Source organism: Micromonospora chokoriensis (assembly GCF_000718555.1).
Taxonomy (GTDB): domain Bacteria; phylum Actinomycetota; class Actinomycetes; order Mycobacteriales; family Micromonosporaceae; genus Micromonospora; species Micromonospora chokoriensis_B.
In genome coordinates this window covers 530,185-550,155 of the sequence record NZ_JOAN01000001.1, presented here as the reverse complement: position 1 = coordinate 550,155, position 19,971 = coordinate 530,185, and the positions used below count along the sequence as shown (strand labels likewise).

At 70.3% G+C, this 19,971-nt stretch carries 19 protein-coding genes and 1 tRNA gene; 4 read left to right on the top strand and 16 right to left on the bottom strand.

Annotation, left to right across the window (positions count from 1 at the left end; all coding sequences use genetic code 11):
• Positions 1-2: 2 nt before the first annotated feature.
• The 5 genes from IF46_RS0102615 to IF46_RS0102595 form a co-directional block, all read right to left on the bottom strand.
• Positions 3-389: a GntR family transcriptional regulator gene (locus tag IF46_RS0102615; protein WP_030486627.1), complete on the bottom strand. Its 387-nt coding sequence runs from the start codon at positions 387-389 to the stop codon at positions 3-5.
• Entirely contained in the window at positions 389-1,315 is a 927-nt protein-coding gene (locus IF46_RS0102610; RefSeq protein ID WP_030486626.1) for a YihY/virulence factor BrkB family protein, read from the bottom strand. Before IF46_RS0102610 ends, IF46_RS0102615 begins: the two co-directional genes overlap by 1 nt.
• Before the next feature lie 110 nt (positions 1,316-1,425).
• A complete protein-coding gene (locus IF46_RS0102605) occupies positions 1,426-2,007 on the bottom strand; it encodes a 2'-5' RNA ligase family protein (RefSeq protein WP_030486625.1) in 582 nt (193 codons plus the stop codon).
• A 13-nt stretch (positions 2,008-2,020) separates the two neighbouring features.
• A complete protein-coding gene (gene trpS, locus IF46_RS0102600) occupies positions 2,021-3,046 on the bottom strand; it encodes a tryptophan--tRNA ligase (RefSeq protein WP_030486624.1) in 1,026 nt (341 codons plus the stop codon).
• 33 nt (positions 3,047-3,079) lie between these two features.
• Positions 3,080-4,249: a hemolysin family protein gene (locus tag IF46_RS0102595; protein WP_084597725.1), complete on the bottom strand. Its 1,170-nt coding sequence runs from the start codon at positions 4,247-4,249 to the stop codon at positions 3,080-3,082.
• A gap of 196 nt (positions 4,250-4,445) precedes the next feature.
• Here IF46_RS0102595 and galE point away from each other — a divergent pair, with 196 nt between their 5' ends.
• Entirely contained in the window at positions 4,446-5,429 is a 984-nt protein-coding gene (gene galE, locus IF46_RS0102590; RefSeq protein ID WP_030486622.1) for a UDP-glucose 4-epimerase GalE, read from the top strand.
• Positions 5,426-6,595 (top strand): galactokinase, encoded by a 1,170-nt coding sequence (gene galK / locus IF46_RS0102585; RefSeq protein ID WP_030486621.1) that lies wholly within the window; start codon positions 5,426-5,428, stop codon positions 6,593-6,595. The genes galE and galK overlap by 4 nt, the downstream gene beginning before the upstream one ends.
• A 248-nt stretch (positions 6,596-6,843) precedes the next feature.
• On the opposite strand, the gene IF46_RS0102580 is transcribed toward galK, so the two are convergent.
• The 8 genes from IF46_RS0102580 to IF46_RS0102545 all read right to left on the bottom strand — a co-directional run bounded on the left by IF46_RS0102580 (position 6,844) and on the right by IF46_RS0102545 (position 14,600).
• The gene (locus IF46_RS0102580) at positions 6,844-8,172 is read right to left on the bottom strand and encodes a GTP-binding protein (RefSeq protein ID WP_030486620.1); all 1,329 of its coding nucleotides are present in this window, start codon (positions 8,170-8,172) and stop codon (positions 6,844-6,846) included.
• Positions 8,172-9,083 carry a sulfate adenylyltransferase subunit CysD gene (gene cysD, locus IF46_RS0102575; protein WP_030486619.1) on the bottom strand — a complete coding sequence of 304 codons (912 nt, stop codon included), beginning with the start codon at positions 9,081-9,083 and terminating at the stop codon, positions 8,172-8,174. Before cysD ends, IF46_RS0102580 begins: the two co-directional genes overlap by 1 nt.
• Before the next feature lie 75 nt (positions 9,084-9,158).
• Entirely contained in the window at positions 9,159-9,974 is an 816-nt protein-coding gene (locus tag IF46_RS0102570; protein ID WP_030486618.1) for an inositol monophosphatase family protein, read from the bottom strand.
• A gap of 150 nt (positions 9,975-10,124) precedes the next feature.
• Complete coding sequence (gene pth, locus IF46_RS0102565) at positions 10,125-10,715, bottom strand: aminoacyl-tRNA hydrolase (protein WP_030486617.1); 591 nt, start codon at positions 10,713-10,715, stop codon at positions 10,125-10,127.
• A gap of 94 nt (positions 10,716-10,809) precedes the next feature.
• Positions 10,810-11,499, bottom strand: coding sequence for a 50S ribosomal protein L25/general stress protein Ctc (locus tag IF46_RS0102560; RefSeq protein WP_030486616.1), 690 nt, complete (start codon positions 11,497-11,499; stop codon positions 10,810-10,812).
• Positions 11,500-11,843: 344 nt separating this feature from the next.
• Complete coding sequence (locus IF46_RS0102555) at positions 11,844-12,824, bottom strand: ribose-phosphate diphosphokinase (protein ID WP_030486615.1); 981 nt, start codon at positions 12,822-12,824, stop codon at positions 11,844-11,846.
• Positions 12,825-12,882: 58 nt separating this feature from the next.
• Positions 12,883-14,418 (bottom strand): bifunctional UDP-N-acetylglucosamine diphosphorylase/glucosamine-1-phosphate N-acetyltransferase GlmU, encoded by a 1,536-nt coding sequence (gene glmU, locus IF46_RS0102550; protein WP_030486614.1) that lies wholly within the window; start codon positions 14,416-14,418, stop codon positions 12,883-12,885.
• Positions 14,419-14,528: 110 nt separating this feature from the next.
• A tRNA-Gln gene (locus IF46_RS0102545) sits at positions 14,529-14,600 on the bottom strand.
• 335 nt (positions 14,601-14,935) lie between these two features.
• Between IF46_RS0102545 and IF46_RS0102540 the strand changes: the two genes are divergently transcribed.
• Positions 14,936-15,901, top strand: coding sequence for an acyl-CoA desaturase (locus IF46_RS0102540; protein ID WP_030486613.1), 966 nt, complete (start codon positions 14,936-14,938; stop codon positions 15,899-15,901).
• A 224-nt stretch (positions 15,902-16,125) separates the two neighbouring features.
• Complete coding sequence (locus tag IF46_RS0102535) at positions 16,126-16,827, top strand: TetR/AcrR family transcriptional regulator (protein ID WP_157562541.1); 702 nt, start codon at positions 16,126-16,128, stop codon at positions 16,825-16,827.
• A gap of 6 nt (positions 16,828-16,833) precedes the next feature.
• On the opposite strand, the gene IF46_RS0102530 is transcribed toward IF46_RS0102535, so the two are convergent.
• From IF46_RS0102530 to IF46_RS0102520, 3 genes are all read right to left on the bottom strand, one after another.
• Positions 16,834-17,310: a DUF4383 domain-containing protein gene (locus tag IF46_RS0102530; protein ID WP_030486611.1), complete on the bottom strand. Its 477-nt coding sequence runs from the start codon at positions 17,308-17,310 to the stop codon at positions 16,834-16,836.
• Between the two features lie 211 nt (positions 17,311-17,521).
• Positions 17,522-17,977, bottom strand: a complete 456-nt coding sequence (locus IF46_RS0102525) for a DUF4383 domain-containing protein (RefSeq protein WP_030486610.1) — start codon at positions 17,975-17,977, stop codon at positions 17,522-17,524.
• A 100-nt stretch (positions 17,978-18,077) separates the two neighbouring features.
• Positions 18,078-19,883, bottom strand: coding sequence for an ABC-F family ATP-binding cassette domain-containing protein (locus tag IF46_RS0102520; protein WP_030486609.1), 1,806 nt, complete (start codon positions 19,881-19,883; stop codon positions 18,078-18,080).
• Between the last annotated feature and the right edge of the window lie 88 nt (positions 19,884-19,971).

The following is a 19,971-nucleotide window of genomic DNA, read 5'->3' as shown; positions in this document are numbered from 1 at the left end:
GATCAGCCGGGGCGGACAGCGTCCAGGGCGGCGCGGACCGGGGCGAGCGCGGTGGCCGGCGGCACCCCGAGCCGGGCGGCCTCCGCCGCGTAGCCGGCCGCCGCCCGCTGCAACCGGTCGACGGCGTCGTCCCGACCGGGGGCCACGAAGGTGCCGTTGCGGCCCCGGGTCTCCAGCAGCCCGGCCGATTCCAACTCCCGGTAGGCGCGAGCCACCGTGTTCGCGGCCAGCCGCAGGTCAGCGGCGAGCTGCCGGACGGTGGGCAGTCGGCTGCCGACTGGCAACCGACCGTCGCCGATCAGCTCGGCGAGCTGCACCCGCACCTGCTCGTACGGGGGCACCGACGAGTCCGGATCGACCGAGATCAGCACCTGCGCACCTTCCGTCATCAGCCCGCACCGCCCGGCGTACCGGGGTCGGTGCCCTCGTCGACATCCTGCGCGGGCGCCGGGGCCTCCGCCAGGTCCACCACCCGGCCGTTGGTGCTGGTCGCGAGGAGCGCCGCGCCGAACAGCACCAGCTGGTTGAGCAGGTAGAGGTAGAGCAGCAGACCGACGGCACCGGCCACCACGGTGTACGCCGGGTTCCGCTCGGTACGCACCACGTAGTACCGCCCGACGGTGTTCAGCAGCGTGATCCCGACCGCCACCAGCAACACCACCGGTCGCAGCCGGGACCGGCTCATCCGCAGCCGGGGCACGGCGAGCAGCAGCGCGGTGGCGAGCACGGTGTTGACCAGCACGCTGAGCACCGCGCTGATCGTGGTCAGACCGACCGAGCCGGTGCTGCGCAGTAGGAAGCGCAGCAGCGACTCCAACGCGTCCACCGCCGCGACCGAGAGGCCGAGCAGCACGAAGACGCCGATCATCACGCCCAGGTCGACGAGCCGCCGCACGACCAGATTGCCCGGCTGCTGGTTGAGTGCGTACATCAGTCGCTGTGAGGACCGGATGGCCTCCACCCAGCCGATCCCGGTGAAGACCAGGATGACCAGGCCGACCACACCGACCGTGCCGCTGGAGTTGGCGATCTGCTGCGCGTCGAGGAACGGCAGATTCTCCTTGAGGAAGTCGGCCGCCGCCGCGCTGACCTCGTCGTTGTCCTCCAGGATGGCGCCGAAGATCGAGAACGCGACCAGGGCGAGGGCGAACACCGCGAAGAAGCCGTAGTAGGCGATCGCCGCGGCCAACCGCCCGGCGAGCACCTCGGCGTAGAGCTCGCCGGCCCGCCACACATGATCGAAGAGCCCCGACCGGTGGCGCGCGGCGCTCACCCAGCGGCCGATGCCCGCCTCGATGCGGCCGATCACGTTCACGCGATCATCCTCGCCGATCTCCCACCGCTGTAGTGGCAACCGGCTTCCGATGCTCGCCGGCCGGCGCGTCGCCGGACGTTTCACTTGCCGATGCAACAGGTGCGGACGCTTCAGTCGCCGAGTCGGAAGTCCCGACGCGGCTGCCACCTGGCCTGCCCGCTGTGCGAAAAGAGGGTGAACGCGTCGACCTGGAACATCGCGGAGAAGTCGGCCAGATCCTCGTACGCCTTGTCGAGGGCGTCCGGTGCCACGTCCTGCGCCACTGTGACGTGCGGATGGTACGGGAAGCGGGCCTCGCGGTGTAGGCCTGGCGTGGCGGCGATGGCCGCAGCCAGCAACTCACACTCGCTGATCCCGGCGGCCACCGCGACGAACACCACCTGGGTGACCGGACGGAACGTTCCGGTGCCCCGCAGGTGCAGCGTGAACGGCAGGTGCGCGGCGGCGACGGCGGCCAGGTGCCGCTCCACCGCGAGCAGGTTGGCCGTCTGGATCTCGGTGGGACCGAGCAACGTCACGTGTGCCGGCACCGCCAGCGGGTCACCGGCCTCGACCCGCCGCCGGGTGAGCTGGGCACCCCACGGCTCGGGGATGTCCACCGCGATGCCGATCTGGATGGTGTCGCCGGTCGGCGGCACCCCGCCACTGCGCTCCACGCTTCGTGCCGCCCCTCCGAGCACCGACCCGTTCACCTGTACCGCGGAGCTACTCGCCGCGCACGGGTGGGAAGAACCCGACCCGCTCGTACGCGGTCCGCAGGGTCGTCGCGGCCACTGCACGGGCCTTCTCCGCGCCGGCCGCGAGCAGCTTGTCCAACTGGGCCGGGTCGTCGAGGTAGGCGCGGGTGCGCTCCTGGATCGGGCGGACGAAGTCCGCCACCACCTCGGCCAGCTCTTTCTTGAGGTCACCGTAGCCACGGCCCGCGTACGCGGCGACCAGCTCGTCGATGCCACGACCGCTGAGCGCCGAGTGGATGGTCAACAGGTTGGAGATACCGGGCTTGGTCTCAGCGTCAAAGACGATCTGCCGGCCGGTGTCGGTCACCGCCGACCGGATCTTCTTCGCGGACCGGGCCGGATCTTCCAACAGGTCGATGATGCCGGCCGGCGAGGACGACGACTTCGACATCTTCGCGGTCGGATCCTGCAGGTCGGTGATCTTGGCGGTGTCCTTGACGATGTGCGGCGCGGGCACCGTGAACGTCGGGCCGAACAGCGAGTTGAACCGCTGGGCCAGATCCCGCGAGAGCTCCAGGTGCTGGCGCTGGTCCTCGCCGACCGGCACCGCATTGGCCTGGTAGAGCAGGATGTCGGCGGCCTGCAGGATCGGGTAGGTGAACAGCCCGACGCTGGCCCGCTCGTTGCCCTGCTTCTGCGACTTGTCCTTGAACTGGGTCATCCGGCTGGCCTCGCCGAAGCCGGTGATGCAGCCGAGCACCCAGGCGAGCTGCGGGTGCTCAGGCACCTGCGACTGGACGAACAGGGTGCTGCGTTCCGGGTCGAGCCCGACCGCGAAGAGCTGGGCCGCAGCCACCCGGGTCCGCTGGCGCAGCAGCGCCGGGTCGTGCCCCGCGGTGATGGCGTGCAGGTCCACCACGCAGTAGAACGCGTCGTGCGTGTCCTGCAGTGCCACCCAGTGCCGCACCGCGCCCAGATAGTTGCCGAGGTGGAACGAGTCGGCTGTCGGCTGGATGCCGGAGAAGACGCGGGGTCGGGCGGGAACGTCGGACATGGCGATAATTCTGTCAGCAAGCAACCCGGTCCGTCATGACGGGCCGGCGGGTCGGCTGCGGCCCGCCGGTTCCGGGGTGCTGACCTCGCGTGGTTCGTCGACGCCGACCCGGCGTGTCGGCCCGGCCGCGACCCGACGGTGCTGCCCGGACACCGCCTCCCGGGCCCGCTCACGGCCGACCCCCGAGGCGGGCGCCGGGTCGTACTCCCAGCGCTGCTCGGTGTCCTGCTCGCGGCGCTGCTCGGTCGCGCGCGCGGCGGAGACCGCGAGCCGGGCCACCCGGCGGCCGTCCAACGTGAGCACCCGCAGCAGCCAGCCAGCCGGCAGATCGGCCGGATCGGGCCCGCCGACGGCGGCGGGTTCACCGGGCACCGGCACCTCGTCGCCGGTCACCGGGAGCCGGCCCAGCGCGGCCATCACGAAACCGCCCACCGTCTCGTACGGCCCGGCGGGTAGCGCCACCCCGGTCCGCTCGGCGAAGTCAGCGAGGTTGAGGCGGCCGTCCACCACGGCGGGCAGGCCCGCGTGCACCGGGTCCGGGATGGCGTCGTACTCGTCGTGGATCTCACCGATCAACTCTTCGATGAGGTCCTCAAGGGTGACGATCCCGGCTGTGCCGCCGTACTCGTCGACCACCACCGCGAGGTGCTGGCCCTCCCGGCGCATCTCGGTCAACGCGGCGAGCACCCGTTTGCTGCCGGGGAGCCGCTTCACCTCCCGGGCCAACTCTCCGACGGTGACGCACGGGTCGGCGTCCGGACGCAGCAGCACGTCACGGAGGTGCACGAAGCCGACCACGTCGTCGTGGGTGCCGTCGGTGACCGGGTAACGGGTGTGCGTCTCGGCGCGGACCAGTCGGGCGGCCTCGGCGATGGTCAGCCGGGCCGGCAGGAAGACCACCTCGGTGCGCGGCATCATCACCTCGCGGATCAGACTGGCACCGGCCACCAGGACCTCGTCGATGATCCGCCGCTCGTCCGGGTCGAGCACGGTGTTCGCCGCGACCAGATCCCGCAGATCGGCCTCCGAGATGCGCTCCCGGCCGGCCGCTGGGCCGGTCCCGAGCAGATCGGTGACGAGCCGGGTGGCACCATCTGCGGCGCGGACCAGCACCCGGGCGACAGCCCGGGCGAGCGGGCCGGGGTCGCGGCGGGGGTGCACCCCCGCGCGTCGCCGGAGCCCGGTACGGGCCGCTTCCCGCATGACAGAGATGGTAGACACCGAGGGCCCCACCGCACCGGGGATCACGCGGAGCGGCCGGCAGATGTTCGGCTCTGTTTAATCATGAGAGATTATGATGGAATGGGGTTGACGGTGGTGTCGGCGAGGGTGTCGACCACCGTCCTAGTGTGATCACCGAAAGGCCACGTCCCGGGCGGGCCAGGCAGGAGACAACGACGTGAAACTGCTCGTCACCGGGGGCGCCGGCTTCATCGGAAGCGTGGTGACCCGGATGCTGCTCGACGCCGGCCACCAGGTGGTCATCCTGGACGACCTACGCACCGGCCACCGCGAGGCCCTCGCCCCGGACGCGACCCACGTCGAGGCGTCCATCCACGACGCTGCCCGCGTCCTCACCGCGGATGCCGGCTTCGACGGGGTGCTGCACTTCGCCGCCCTGATCGCCGCCGGCGAGTCGATGGTCAAGCCGGAGCTGTACTGGCAGAACAACACCATCGGCACGCTCGCCCTGATCGACGCCGTCCGGGCCGCCGGGGTGCCCCGGATGGTCTTCTCCTCCACCGCCGCCGTCTACGGCAACCCCACCGAGCTGCCGATCACGGAGAACGCGGTAAAGGCGCCCACCAACACGTACGGCGCCACCAAACTCGCCGTCGACATGGCACTCACCTCCGAGGCGATCGCGCACGGGCTGGCCGCCGTGTCGCTGCGCTACTTCAACGTGGCCGGCGCCCACCTCGACGGCGATGTCACGCTCGGCGAGCGACACGACCCGGAGACGCACCTGATCCCGATCGCGCTGGACGTCGCCGCCGGCCGACGGGAGAAGCTCCAACTCTTCGGGGACGACTACCCCACCGTGGACGGCACCTGCGTCCGCGACTACATCCACGTCGCTGACCTGGCCCGCGCGCACCTGTTGGCGCTGGACGCGGCCACCAGCGGCCAACACCGCATCTACAACCTGGGCAACGGCAACGGCTTCACCAACCGCCAGGTCGTCGACGTGGTCCGCGAGGTCACCGGGCACCAACTGCCCGTCGAGGTGGCACCACGCCGCGAGGGCGACCCGGCCGAGCTGGTCGCGTCCTCCGCGCTGGCCCGCGACGAGCTGGGCTGGGTGCCGCAGAAGCCGACCCTGCACGACATGGTCGGTGATGCCTGGACGTTCTACCGCACGCACATCCTGGGCCAGTCATGACCCACCCGACCGGCGACGTCGCCGAGCGGGCCGCAGCCGGCTTCTCCGCACAGTTCGGCGGCGAAGCATCCGGCCGTTGGGCGGCTCCGGGCCGAGTCAACCTGATCGGCGAGCACACCGACTACAACGAAGGGTTCGTGCTGCCCTTCGCGCTGCCGATGCGCACCGTCGTCGCGGCCGACCGGCAGGACGGAGAGCACTGGACGGTCTGGTCCGAGCTCTCCGGCGAGGCGATCACCTTCAGCGCGGACGACGTCGCCGAGCCGGGTCGGGTCACCGGCTGGGGCGCATACGTCGCGGGTGTGGTCTGGGCCCTGCGCGAGGCGGGTCACCCAGTGCCCGGTGCCCGGCTGGCGATCGCCTCCGACGTACCGCTGGGCTCCGGGCTCTCCTCCTCGGCCGCGTTGGAGTCAGCCGTGCTGGCCGCCCTGCTCGACCTCGGCGGGCTGGAGCTTGCCCCGGCACTGCAACCCCGGCTGGCGCAGCGGGCGGAGAACGTCTACGTGGGTGCGCCGACCGGCATCATGGACCAGTCCGCGTCGATCCGTTGCCGCGCCGGGCACGCCCTCTTCCTGGACTGCCGCGACGAGTCCGTCGAGCACATCCCGTTCGACCTGGACGCCGCCGGGCTGGCGGTGCTGGTGATCGACAGCCGGGCGCCGCACCGACACGCCGACGGGGAGTACGCGGCCCGCCGCCGCTCCTGCGAGGCCGGGGCCAGTGCGCTCGGCGTCGCGGCGCTGCGGGATGTGGACATCGACCAGCTCGACGCCGCGTTGGCTCAGCTCGACGACGAGGAGACCCGGCGGCGGGTCCGGCACGTGGTGACTGAGGACCAGCGCGTACTGGACACGGTGGCGCTGCTGCGCGCCGCCCGGGTCCGTGACATCGGTCCGCTGCTGACGGCCTCCCACATCTCGATGCGCGACGACTTCGAGATCACCGTGCCGGAGATCGACACCGCGGTCGAGGCGTCGTTGGCTGCCGGTGCGCTGGGCGCGCGGATGACCGGCGGCGGCTTCGGCGGCTGCGTGCTCGCGCTGGTCGAGGCCGACCACGCCGACGCGGTAGCCGCCGCCGTCACGGCCGCGTACGCGGAACGGGGTTTCACCGCCCCCGGCACCGTCACGGTCCTCCCCTCCCCCGGTGCCACCCGCCTGCCCTAACCCCCACCCCCACCGCCCACCCCCCACCGCAGCCGGTGATCAAGAGGTTCGCGTCAATTCGAGCCCGAATCCTGACGCAAACCTCTTGATCACCCGCCTAGGGTCGGGGATCGGGTGTGGGCCGGCGATGGAGATCGTGCTTGTTCATGGGCGTGGTGGCCTCGTCCAACGGGCGAGGCCACCACATCCTGGATCGAGCGCGATCTTGCGCGCGGGCGCGGGCGGGCCGGCGAGCCGGCGGGTTGGGGTTAGGTGGCTTCGACGATCATGGCGGCGCCTACCGTGCGGTTGGTTGCCTCGTCGATGATGACGAAGCCTCCGGTGGTGCGGTTGCGGCGGTACTCGTCGGCCAGCAGCGGCACCGTCGTGCGCAGCCGCACTCGGCCGATCTCGTTGAGCCGCAGCTCGTCGGCCGACTCGTCGCGGTGCAGCGAGTTGATGTCCAGCCGGTAGTGCAGTCCGCGGACAATCGCCCGCGCCGAGCGGGTGGTGTGCTTGATCGCGTACCGACCGCCGACCCGCAGGGGTGCGGTCTCGTCCATCCAGCAGACCATCGCCTCAATGTCCTGGGCCACCGCCGGTGCGTTGTTCGGCCGGCAGATCAGGTCACCCCGCGAGATGTCGATCTCGTCGGCCAGTCGTACCGTCACCGACATCGGCGGAAACGCCTCCGCGACCGGACCGTCGGCGGTCTCCACGGCAGCGATCCGGCTGGTGAAGCCGGAGGGCAGCACCATCACCTCGTCACCTGTCTTCAGCACGCCGGAGGCGACCTGACCGGCGTAACCGCGGTAGTCGGTGACCGTGGTGGACTGCGGACGGATCACATATTGCACCGGGAACCGGACGTCGACCAGGTTGCGGTCGCTCGCGATGTGCACCCGCTCCAGGTGGTGCAGCAGCGACGGGCCCTCGTACCAGGGCATGTTCTCCGATCGGGTGACGATGTTGTCGCCACGCAGCGCGGAGATCGGCACCACGGTCAGGTCTGGTGCGTCGAGCTTCGCCGCGAACGCGGTGAACTCGTCGGCGATCTGCTCGTAGACCTCCTGCGACCAGTCGACCAGGTCCATCTTGTTGACACAGAGGACCAGGTGCGGCACCCGCAGCAGGGAGCACAGGAACGCATGCCGGCGGGACTGCTCGACCAGGCCCTTACGCGCGTCCACCAGGATCAACGCCAGGTCTGCGGTCGATGCCCCGGTGACCATGTTGCGGGTGTACTGGATGTGACCCGGAGTGTCGGCGATGATGAACTTGCGCCGGGGCGTGGCGAAGTACCGGTACGCCACGTCGATGGTGATGCCCTGCTCCCGCTCGGCACGCAGACCGTCGGTGAGCAACGCCAGGTTGGTGTATTCGTCACCGCGCGCCGCGCTTACCGCCTCTACGGCGGCCAACTGGTCGGTGAAGAGGGACTTGGTGTCGTAGAGCAGGCGACCGATCAGGGTCGACTTCCCATCGTCCACACTGCCGGCGGTGGCGAACCGCAGCAGGTCCATAGCCCGGGCCTCCGGCCCGGCCCCGGTAACAGCCCGGGCCTCCGCATTCGCGGACGCCATGATCTCGGTGCTCATCAGAAGTAGCCCTCCCGCTTGCGGTCCTCCATGGCGGCCTCGCTGACCCGGTCGTCCCCACGGGTTGCGCCACGCTCGGTGATCCGGGTGGCCGCCACCTCCTCGATGACCTTCTCCACGGTGTCCGCGTCGGAACGGACCGCGGCGGTGCAGGAGGCGTCGCCGACGGTGCGGTAGCGCACCTGCGCCTTGAACCGCTCCTCACCCGCGCGGGGGCGGAAGAACTCGTTGACGGCGTAGAACATTCCGTCCCGCTCGATCACCTCGCGCTCGTGCGCGTAGTAGATCGAGGGCAGCGGGATGCGTTCCCGGGCGATGTAGTGCCAGATGTCCAGTTCGGTCCAGTTGGACAGCGGGAAGACCCGGATCGACTCGCCGGGGTGGTGCCGGCCGTTGTACAGCGACCACAGCTCGGGCCGCTGGTTCTTCGGGTCCCACTGGCCGAACTCGTCGCGGAAGCTGAACACCCGCTCCTTCGCCCGAGCCTTCTCCTCGTCCCGGCGGGCACCCCCGAACAGCGCGTCGAAGCGGTGCTTCTCTACCGCGTCGAGCAGCACCGGTGTCTGGATCCGGTTGCGCATGCCGTCGGCGGACTCCCGGACCAAGCCGCTGGCCAGGGCCTCCGACACGCTAGCCACCACGAGCTGCAACCCCAGCTCGGCGACCCGTTGGTCGCGGTATTCCAGGACCTCGGGGAAGTTGTGCCCGGTGTCGACGTGCATGACGGGGAACGGAATGTTGGCCGGGGCGAACGCCTTCTGCGCCAGCCGCAGCATGACGATCGAGTCCTTGCCACCGGAGAAGAGCAGCACCGGGCGTTCCATCTCGGCGACCACTTCGCGCATCACGAAGATGCTCTCTGCCTCCAGGGCGTCCAGGTGGGAGACCTGGTACGCCGCGGGGGTGGTCATGACACCGGCTCGATTCGCTCGCTCATCCGATTTCCAGACCTTTCCGGTCGGACATGTCAAGAAAGTGCGCTCAGGCTACCCGGAATGCTTCTGCAGCGCTGCAAGCAACCGGGTGGCGAGATCCTTGCGACAGACCAGTAGGTCGGGCAGGCGCGGATCCGCCTCGTTGTATTTCAGCGCAGAACCGTCGATCCGGGAAGCGTGCAATCCGGTGGCCGTCGCCACAGCCACCGGGGCCGCCGAGTCCCACTCGTACTGCCCACCTGCGTGGATGTACGCGTCCACCTCGCCGGTCACCACCGCCGCGATCTTCGCCCCGGCCGAGCCCATCGGCACCAGATGCGCCCCGACGTCCTCGGCCAGGTCGGTCAGGAAGACGGGCGGGCGGCTCCGGCTCGCCGCCAGCCGGATCTTCCGCTCGCCGGCCGTCGCCGCCTCGACAGTCATCGGCGGGTACGCCGGCGGGTAGTCCGTGCCCAGCACCCGCTGCTGCGCCGGCAGCCCGACCGCCCCGGCGACCAGCCCGTGTGGGCTCGGCGCGTTGCGCGCCCAGAGCGCCACGTGCACCGCCCAGTCCGAGCGGCCCTCCTCGGAGAACTCCCGGGTGCCGTCCAGCGGGTCGATGATCCACACCCGGTCCGCGGTCAACCGCGACACCGCACCGGTGTTCACCTCGGCGGCCCAGGCCAACCGCGACCCCTCGTCCTCCTCGGAGAGCACCGAGTCGCCCGGCCGCCACTTCGCCAACTCCGTGCGGATCAGGTCGTGCGACACCTTGTCCCCGGCCGACTTCAGCGCACCGGTGTCCGCGAAACCCATCTCGGCGCGCAGGTCGAGCAGCGCCTGCCCGGCCCGGGTCGCCAACCATCGGGCGAACGCGCCATCGATCATCGGAGGACTGCTCAACTGACCGCTCCCGTCGCCTCGCCGCGGCCCGTGCCCGCACGGACCGATTCGCCGCGACCCGCGTCGTCGGTTGCGGCACGCCGAAAGGCGCAGACTACCGGCCCGCCGTTTCCAAACGGGTACGCCCCGCCCGGCTCAGCTGCCGTGGTAGAGGTTCTGCGTCGGCTCCACGCCCTTGAGGATCACCGACTCCACCACGTCGGCAGCCCGGTCGACCAGGAAATCCAGCTCCTTGCGCTCGGCCGCGCCAAAATCCGACAGCACATAATCCGCCGGATCCTGCCGCCCCGGCGGTCGGCCGACGCCGAAGCGCACCCGGGCGTAGTCCTTCGTCCCCAACGACTTCGACATCGAGCGCAGGCCGTTGTGCCCACCCTCGCCGCCGCCGAACTTGATCCGCACCTGGCCGAACTCGATGTCCAGCTCGTCGTGCACCGCGATCACCTGCGTGGCCGGCACCTTGTAGAACTGCGCCAACGACGCCACCGGCCCGCCGGAGAGGTTCATGTACGTCAGTGGCTTCACCAGCACCAGCTTCGGCCCACCGAAGCCCAGCCGCGCCTCGGCCACCTCGGCCACCGCCCGCTTGTGCCGGCCGAACCGCGCACCCACCCGCGCGGCCAGCAACTCGGCCACCATGAACCCGACGTTGTGCCGGTTACCGGCGTACTCCCGACCTGGGTTTCCCAGGCCGACCACCAGCCACGGCCCCGCCTCGTCCGTCACGACCCGTCCCTCCCGACGCCCATCCCACCGACTCCCGATATGCCGACAGGCGCCCCCGAACAGCCGGGGACGCCTGTCGCACAGTACGAAATGATCAGGCCTCGGTGCGCGCCTCGGTCGACTCGTCGCCCTCGGTGGTGTCCGCGTCCTCGGAGCCCTCGGTGGTCTCGCCAACCTCGGCCTCAGCCTCGTCGGTGGCCACCTCGATCTCGGGCAGCGTCGCCTCGAGCTGCTCGGCGGTCGGGGCAGCGGTCACCGACGCGACGGTCAGCTCGGAGTCGGCGGACAGCTCGACGCCGGCCGGCAGCTCGACGTCGGCGGCGGTCACCTGGGTGCCCGCCTCCATGCCCTCGATCGACGCCTCGAGGTGGTCCGGAACCTTGGTGGCGTCCGCGGTCACCGAGAGGGTGTCGTGGTCGTGCACGATCAGGGTGTCCTTCGCGGCCTCGCCGGTCAGCTGGACCGGGACCTCGACGGTGACCTTCTCGCCGCGACGGACCAGGATCAGGTCGACGTGCTCGAAGGTGTCCCGGATCGGGTCACGCTGGATCGCCTTCGGCAGCGCCAGCACCTGGGTGCCGTCGGTGATGTCGATCGCGAAGAGCTGGTTGGCACCGCCCTTGCGGATCGCGGCGGCGAACTCCCGCGACGGCAGCGCGATGTGCTTGGGCTTCTCGCCGTGGCCGTACAGCACGGCTGGCACCTTGCCGGCCCGGCGGGTACGGCGGGCACCACCCTTGCCGAACTCGGTACGGGGCTCGGCGCTGATCTTTACCTCGGACACGGGGAAACTCCTGATGCTTTTCGCTGCGGCGGCTTGTCGTCTGGCGGTGCTGGGGCGAGGGGCTCGCTGGGGCTCATGCGTCATGAACGACTGCCCGGAGCACCGCGTCGATGACGGTGCCTCCGTGCGGCGCTTTTCAGCGGCCCGCCGGGCACCCTCGCCGTGGCAACCGCACTAGTCTACCCGAGCTGTTTCCAGGGTTTCCGGCAGTCCCCGATCACGGCTCCAAACCGGCGCGTCGGTGGTGCTCCCACCAGCGCGCCGGCCCCGTTTCCACCAGTTTGCCAGCCCCGCCCCCACCGGCGCGTCAAGTGGCGGAAACGGGGCTCACCGAAGTGTCAGGCTCAGCTCAGGCCGCCGAAGAGGGTGGTCACCGAGCCGTCGTCGAAGACCTCCCGGATCGCCCGCGCCAGGAGCGGCGCGATCGACAGCACGGTCAGCTTGTCCAACTGCTTCTCGGGCGGCAGCGGCAACGTGTTGGTCACCACGACCTCGCTGATCGAGCTGTTCTTCAGCCGCTCGATGGCCGGGTCGGACAGCAGCGCGTGGGTGGACGCGACGACGATCTCCGCCGCGCCCGACTCCTTGAGGATGTCGGCGGCCTTGGCGATGGTGCCACCGGTGTCGATCATGTCGTCGACGATCAGACAGACCCGGCCCTCCACCTCACCGACCACCCGGTTCGCCACGACCTGGTTCGGCTTCATCGGGTCACGGGTCTTGTGGATGAACGCCAGCGGGCAGCCGCCCAACCGGTCGGTCCACCGCTCGGCCACCCGCACCCGGCCCGAATCCGGTGCCACCACGGTCATCGGCCGGCCGGCGTACTTGTGTTCCACGTACTCGGCCAGGATGTCCATCGCGAAGAGGTGATCCACCGGGCCGTCGAAGAAGCCCTGGATCTGCGCGGTGTGCAGGTCGACGGTGAGGATGCGGTTCGCGCCGGCGGTCTTCAGCAGGTCCGCCACCAGGCGGGCCGAGATCGGCTCCCGGCCGCGGTGCTTCTTGTCCTGGCGCGCGTACGGATAGAACGGCAGCACCACGGTGATCCGCTTGGCCGACCCCCGCTTCAGCGCGTCCACCATGATCAGGGTCTCCATGACCCAGGTGTTCACCCCGTGCGTGACGGACTGCACCACGAAGGCGTCCGAACCACGCACCGAGTCCTTGAAACGTACGAAGATCTCGCCGTTGGCGAACTCGTACGCGTCGGCCGGGGTCGGCGCGACGCCGAGCACCTCACCGATCTCCTTGGCCAACTCCGGAAAGCCACGTCCGGAAAAGAGCATCAGGCTTTTGCGGTTTTCGGCGACGATGCTGCCCATGGGCCCGTCTGCTCCCGTTTTGTCGGCGGTACCCGACCCGGTGGTGGTGGGTCAGGGACTATTCGGTTGCAGTATCTCCCGGGCCGGATGCGCCGCTCACCGTCTCGGCCACCCCGTGCATTGCCTCACTGTCGCTTGCGGCGTCGGCCACACCCGGCGCACCCTCAGCGCCGCGTTGCGCCCGCTCGGCCGCCGCCGCGGAGACCGTCCCAGGTCGCTTGCGCGGCACCCAGCCCTCGATGTTGCGCTGCGGCGCCCGGGTCACCCCGAGCGCGCCCGGCGGCACGTCCTGGGCGATGGCGCTGCCCGCCGCCACGTAGGCCCCGGCACCCACCTCGACCGGGGCGATCAAGCTCGTGTCGCAGCCGATGAAGGCGCCCTCGCCCACGGTCGTGCGGTGCTTGTTCACCCCGTCGTAGTTCACAAAGATCGTCGCCGCGCCGATGTTGGCCTTCGCGCCGATCGTCGCGTCACCCACGTAGCTGAGGTGCGGAACCTTCGCACCCGGGCCGATCTCGGAGTTCTTCACCTCGACGAACGTGCCGACCTTGGCCTTCTCGGCCAACTTGGCGGCCGGTCGCAGGTACGCGTACGGCCCGACGCTTGCGCCCGGGCCCACCTCGGCGCCGACGGCGTGGCTGCGGATCACCGACGCGGCGGGGCCGACGATCGTGTCGACAAGCGTGACGTCCGGTCCGATCAGCGCGCCCGCGCCGACCACCGTGCCGCCGCGCAGCTGGGTGTTCTGGTCGACCACCGCGTCCCGGTCCAGCGCGACCGTCACGTCGATCCAGGTGGTCGCCGGGTCGAGCAGGCTCACCCCGGTGCGCATCCACGCCTCGTTGACCCGGTCGCGCAGCAGCCGGCGCAACGTCGCCAGCTCCACCCGGTCGTTACAGCCCAACGTCTCGACGTGGTCTACGGCGACGTGCACCGCCACCGGCTCGCCGGCCGAGCGGAGCAGGCCGAAGACGTCGGTCAGGTACTCCTCGCCCTGGTCGTTGTCGGTGGAGAGCTTGCCCAGCGCCTCGCGCAGCCGCACCGCGTCGAACGCGTAGATGCCGGCGTTGATCTCCCGGAGCGCGCGCTGCGTCGGGTCGGCGTCGCGCTCCTCGACGATCTGCTCCAGGCGGCCGTCGGCGTCCCGGACGATCCGTCCGAGGCCGGTCGGGTCGGGCACCTCGGCGGCCAGCACGGTGGCCGCCGCGGCGGCCTGCTCGTGCGCGGTCACCAGAGCGCCCACCGTCTCGGGTCGTAGCAGGGGCACGTCCCCGTTGATCACCACGACCGTGCCGGCACCATCCGGTACGACGTCCAGCGCGATCCGCACGGCGTGCCCGGTGCCGAGCTGCTCGGCCTGGAGCACCGGCGTGGCGTTCGGGGCGACCTCGGACAGGTGCGCCCGCACCTGGTCGGCGCCGTGGCCCACCACGACGACGGTGCGGTCCGCGCCCAGCGGCCCGGCGGCACTCAGCACGTGACCGAGCAGCGTCCGACCGAGCAGGGGGTGCAGCACCTTGGGCAGTGCCGACTTCATCCGCTTGCCCTCACCGGCGGCGAGCACGACGACGGTACGGAGGTGGGGCTGGGGCACGACGTGGCTCCCGTCGGGACGGCGGACACTCTCGCGGCCATGCTAGCCGCGAGGCCCGGCACGTTCCCCTCTTACCCCCACCGGACCCTAAAACGGACGTAGGTGGGCAGCTCGGCCGCCAGGGTTCGAACCTGAAATACGGGTACCAAAGACCCGGGTGTTGCCAATTACACCACGGCCGATCAGCGACGCGAGGACGTCGCGCGAGGGATGGACATCCCGCGCTACACCTTAGCGCCCCGGCCGTCGAACGCCATCGCTCATCCCGCCGCCGAGCCCAAGCCCCGCAGCGGCGGACGCTCCGAACAGTCCGCTGGACCGCTCCCGACCGAGCTTTCCGTCGATCAAACCCCGGTCGAGCCGCCTATCTCAAGACCCGCGAGGACGGCACCTGACCTGCAACTTCAACCAGATACGCGAGAGCTATTCAAAACTTCCCCGTGCGATCTACGGTGCCGTAAGTTACGGTGACGTAGGCGTAGCTTCGTGATCGTTTTCCATCCCCCTGCGAGGTCCCATGTCCACTGCCCTGCTCGATCCCAACACCGCCGGCCCCGGCCCCAAACCACTCACCGACGGCAGCCAGTCCCCCGGCATCCTGGCCGCCCTGTGGGCATTTGTGGTGATCCCCTTCGTCGCCCTGATCGTCGCCGTTCCGGTGGCGTGGGGCGGCTGGCTGGGCTGGACCGACGTGATCATCGGCCTGGTCTGGTACGTCGTCTCCGGGCTCGGCATCACCGTCGGCTTCCACCGCTACTTCACGCACGGCTCGTTCAAGGCCAAGCGGTGGCTGCGGGTGACTCTGGCGGTCGCGGGTTCGCTGGCGGTGCAGGGCGAGATCATCCAGTGGGTCGCCGATCACCGACGGCACCACGCGTTCTCCGATCTGGAGGGTGACCCGCACTCGCCGTGGCGCTTCGGCACCAGCTTCTGGGCGCTGACCCGGGGCCTGTTCCACGCACACGTGGGCTGGCTGTTCCGCCGGGAGTTGTCCAACCGCGAGCGCTTCGCGCCGGACCTCATCGCCGACCGGGACATCAGCCGGGTCGATCGGCTCTTCCCCGCGCTGGTGGCCATCTCGCTGCTCGGCCCGGCGCTGATCGGCGGCCTGGTGACCTGGTCCTGGCAGGGTGCGCTTACCGCGTTCTTCTGGGCCGGGCTGGTCCGGATCGGCCTGCTGCACCACGTCACCTGGGCGATCAACTCGGTCTGCCACGTCTACGGTGAGCGCCCGTTCGCGATGCGCCAGGGCGACCGCGCGTCGAACTTCTGGCCGCTGGCGATCCTGTCGTTCGGCGAGAGCTGGCACAACCTGCACCACGCCGACCCGACCAGCGCCCGGCACGGCGTGCTGCGCGGTCAGGTGGACATCTCCGCCCGGGTGATCTGGCTGTTCGAGAAGTTCGGCGCGGCAACGCAGGTGCGCTGGCCAAAGCCGGAGCGGCTCGCCGCCAAGCTCGTGAAGCCGGTCGCACCGCACTGAAACCGGGCGGTGCACGGGGTTGCCGCCTGGCAGGATGGCCGGATGACCATGCCATCCGGGGCGACCGGAGGGCTCGGCAGACGGGGGGCCGGGCCCGATCCGGGTACGGTCGAACGGCGCGGCAGGGTGGTCGGACCGCCCGACAGTGAGGCGACGACGTGAACGGGCACAGCGGAGGCACCATTCCACGGCAGGGCGTCACCGAGCGCCAGCAAGGCGGCGACATGCCCGAGGTCAGCGACGATGCGGGCACAGGTGTCGGCGGCCGGCGTGCGTCGGTGCCGGCCCCCGCAGCAAAGGCCAAACCCGCCTCGCGGGTCCGCATGTCGGCGGCCCAACGACGGGAGCAGTTGATCGCGACCGGCCGGCAACTCTTCGCAGAGCGCGGTTTCGACGCCACCTCCATCGAAGAGGTGGCGGCCCGCGCCAAGGTCTCCAAACCGGTGGTGTACGAGCACTTCGGCGGCAAGGAGGGGCTCTACGCGGTGGTGGTGGACCGGGAGGTCCGGGCCCTGTTGGACCGGATCACCACGGCGTTGACCGCCGGGCACCCACGGGAGCTGCTGGAGCAGGCGGCGTTGGCCCTACTGACCTACATCGAGGAGGAGACCAGCGGTTTCCGGGTGCTGGTCCGTGAGTCACCGCTGATGTCCGGCGCGGCCAACTTCAGCAGTGTCATGAACGACGTGGCGCACCAGGTCGAGCACATCCTGGGTGCCGAGTTCAAGAGCCGCGGGTACGACCCGAAGCTCGCCGAGCTGTACTCGCAGGCGCTTGTCGGCATGGTCGCACTGACCGGCCGCTGGTGGTTGGAGGTGCGTAAGCCGCGCAAGGAGACGGTAGCGGCGCACCTCGTCAACCTGGCCTGGAACGGGCTGTCGCACCTGGAGGCGAAGCCGACGTTGATCACCGCACGGCGTTCCTGACGCTGATCAGCGGCGGTGCACGTCGGCCACCGGGTGCTTGCGGTGCTCCAGCTCCGCCTCGGCGTGCTCCGGTGGGCCGACCTTGTCGTAGAGGCCGGTGCCGAGCAGGATCAGGCCGAACAGCATCGACACGACCACCGTCGACATCGAGAAGTTGAGGAAGTTCGCCTCGGTCTGCAGCACCGACATCATCAGGATGCTGGTCACCAGGAACACCACGCCGGCGGTGAGGTTCATGTAGTGGCCGAGGTTGGTGCGCCGCGAGGCCCCGATGATCAGGACGACTCCGAAGATCACCGAGGCGAGCGAGAAGGCCAGGTTGGTCCGGAGCCCGAGGGCCCAGGTGCTGTCCCGGTCGAACAGCGGGTCGCCGATCGTCTCGGCGACGCCCCAGACGCCGAACACCAGGATGTAGACGCCGATCAGACCGGAGAGGACCCGGTAGAGCGGCCGTGCCGGATGGTTAACCGGAAAATGCGGCATGCCCAGACCCCCTGATGTGACCGTTTCAGGGGAATTGTCGCCCAGGTCAGACCCAACTGTCCGAAGAACCACAAAGCCGGAAGCGTCCGCCGAAAGGCTGGACCCGGTCAGGTTTTCGCCGGAGCCCGAGCTGCGCAGGGATCAAGCCTGACCGCCCGGAGCAGCTCGGGCTCCGGCGAAAACCACCACCGCAACCGACGAGGAAGCGAGCTCAGAGAACGAGCCGAGCCTTCTGGAACGCCTCCGCCTCGTCCTCCGAGCCGACCTTGCCGTACATGCCGACCATCAGCAGCACCAGGGCGGCCGTCATCACCACCATTACCGTGGTGATGCTGAAGTTGAAGAAGTTGGCGTCGGTCCGGATGAACGCGAGACCGGCCAGGCTGACCACCATCAGGCCGTACGCCAGCCACTGGTTGATCGCCACGTCGATGTTGCGGCCGAGCGCGGTGCCGATCAGCACGACGATCCCGAGCAGCACGCTGAGCAGCGAGAAGCCGAGGTTGGTGCCCTGGCCGAGGACCCGGGTGTCGTCCTGGGCGAGGATCTCGTTGCCAGCGCTCGTGATGATGCCGAGCACACCGAAGACGACCAGGTACAGACCGGTCAGCCCGCCGATCGCCCGGTAGATCGGCCGCGCGGGGTGGTTGACGGGGGTGTGGGCCATGTCTGTGTCTCCAACGCCGTGGGGTGAGGTGTCGCCGACGATTGTCGCGCATGTGGCGGTGTGACGCCGCACACGGCCCCGGGCTGGCGCGCCCAGCCGGTCAGCTCTCGGGCAGGTCCTCGGCGAGCGTCATCCAGCTCTCCTCGATCCGCTCCCGCTCGGCGCGCAGATCCTTGAGCTGGGTGTCCAACTCGGCGACCCGGGCGTAGTCGGTGGCGTCCGCCGCGAGCTGATCGAGCAGCGTGGTCTCGCGCTGATCGAGCTTGCTGAGTTGCCGTTCCAGCCGGGTCAGCTCCTTGCGGGCCTGGCGGACCTCGGCGGCGGACATGCCGCCACCCGAGGGACCGGCGGATGCGGAGGTCGAGGTGACGCCCGCCCGAGGAGAGCCGGCCCGCTCAGCGGTCCGCGCGAGGTATTCATCCACGCCGCCCGGCAGGTGCACCAGCCGACCGTCGCCGAACATCCCGAACGCCGTCTCGGTGACCCGCTCGATCAGGTACCGGTCGTGACTGGCCACGATGATCGTGCCGGGCCACGAGTCGAGCAGGTCTTCCAGGGCGGCGAGGGTGTCCGTGTCCAGGTCGTTCGTGGGCTCGTCGAAGAGCAGCACGTTGGGCTCGCCGGCGAGCAGCCGCAGCATCTGCAACCGGCGGCGTTCCCCACCGGAGAGGTCACTGACCGGGGTCCAGAGCCGGCGGTCGTCGAAGCCGAAGACCTCGGCGAGCTGGGCGGCAGAGACTTCCCGGTCGCCAAGCTGAACCCTGCGGGCGACCTCCTCCACCGCTTCGAGCACCCGCAGGTGCCCGGGCAGCTCGGTCAGCTCCTGGGAGAGGAACGCGGGACGCACGGTGGAGCCGGTGCCGAGGCGGCCACCGTCGGGGCGGGTGATGCCGGCGAGCATCCGCAGCAGCGTGGTCTTGCCGGCGCCGTTGGCGCCGAGGATGGCGATCCGGTCGCCGGGGCCGACCTGCCAGGTGACGTCGCGCAGGATCTCCTTCGGGCCGGCGTGCAGCTCGACGTTCTCCAGGTCGTACACCTGCTTGCCGAGCCGGGAGGTGGCCATGCGCTGCAACGACATGGTGTCGCGCACCGGCGGCACGTCGGCGATCAACGCGTTCGCGGCGTCGATGCGGAACTGCGGCTTGGAGGTCCGGGCCGGCGGGCCACGGCGCAGCCAGGCGATCTCCTTGCGGAGCAGGTTCTGCCGGCGGGCCTCGGTGGCGGCGGCGACGCGGTCACGCTCGGCGCGGGCGAGGATCCAGGCGGCGAAGCCGCCCTCGTAGGCGCGGACGGTCTGGTCGGCGACCTCCCAGGTGGTGGTGCAGACCGCGTCCAGGAACCACCGGTCGTGGGTGACCACGACCAGGGCGCCCTTGCGGCCGACCAGGTGCCGGGCCAGCCAGTCGACACCGCCGACGTCCAGGTGGTTGGTGGGCTCGTCGAGAATGAGCAGGTCGCAGTCGCGGACGAGCAGCGCGGCGAGCGCCACCCGGCGTCGTTCGCCACCGGACATCGGGCCGACCGGCTGGTCGAGGCCGAGGTGCGGCATGCCGAGGCCGTCGAGGATGGCCCGCACCCCGGCGTCGCCGGCCCACTCGTGCTCGGCGCCCATGCCCTCGTCGAGCCAGGCGGTGCCGAGCACCACGTCCCGGACGGTGGCCTCGGGGGCGAGGGCGAGCTGCTGCGGCAGCCAGAGCGCGCGCAGGTCGCGGCGATGGGTCACCCGGCCGTCGTCGGGGTCCTCCTGCTTGGTGAGCAGCCGCAGCAGGGTGGACTTGCCCGCGCCGTTGAGGCCGACCACGCCGATCCGGTCGGCGTCGTCCAGGCCGAGCGAGACGTCCGTGAGCAGCCGCCCGGCAGCGCCATACCCCTTGGACACCCGGTCCAGATTGACGATGTTCGCCACGTTCCACCCTTCATGATCAAAGCGTCCCGGTGCCGGCGGGCACCTGGACGCCTATCCCAAGGGTACGCGGACACCCCGAACGCCCGCG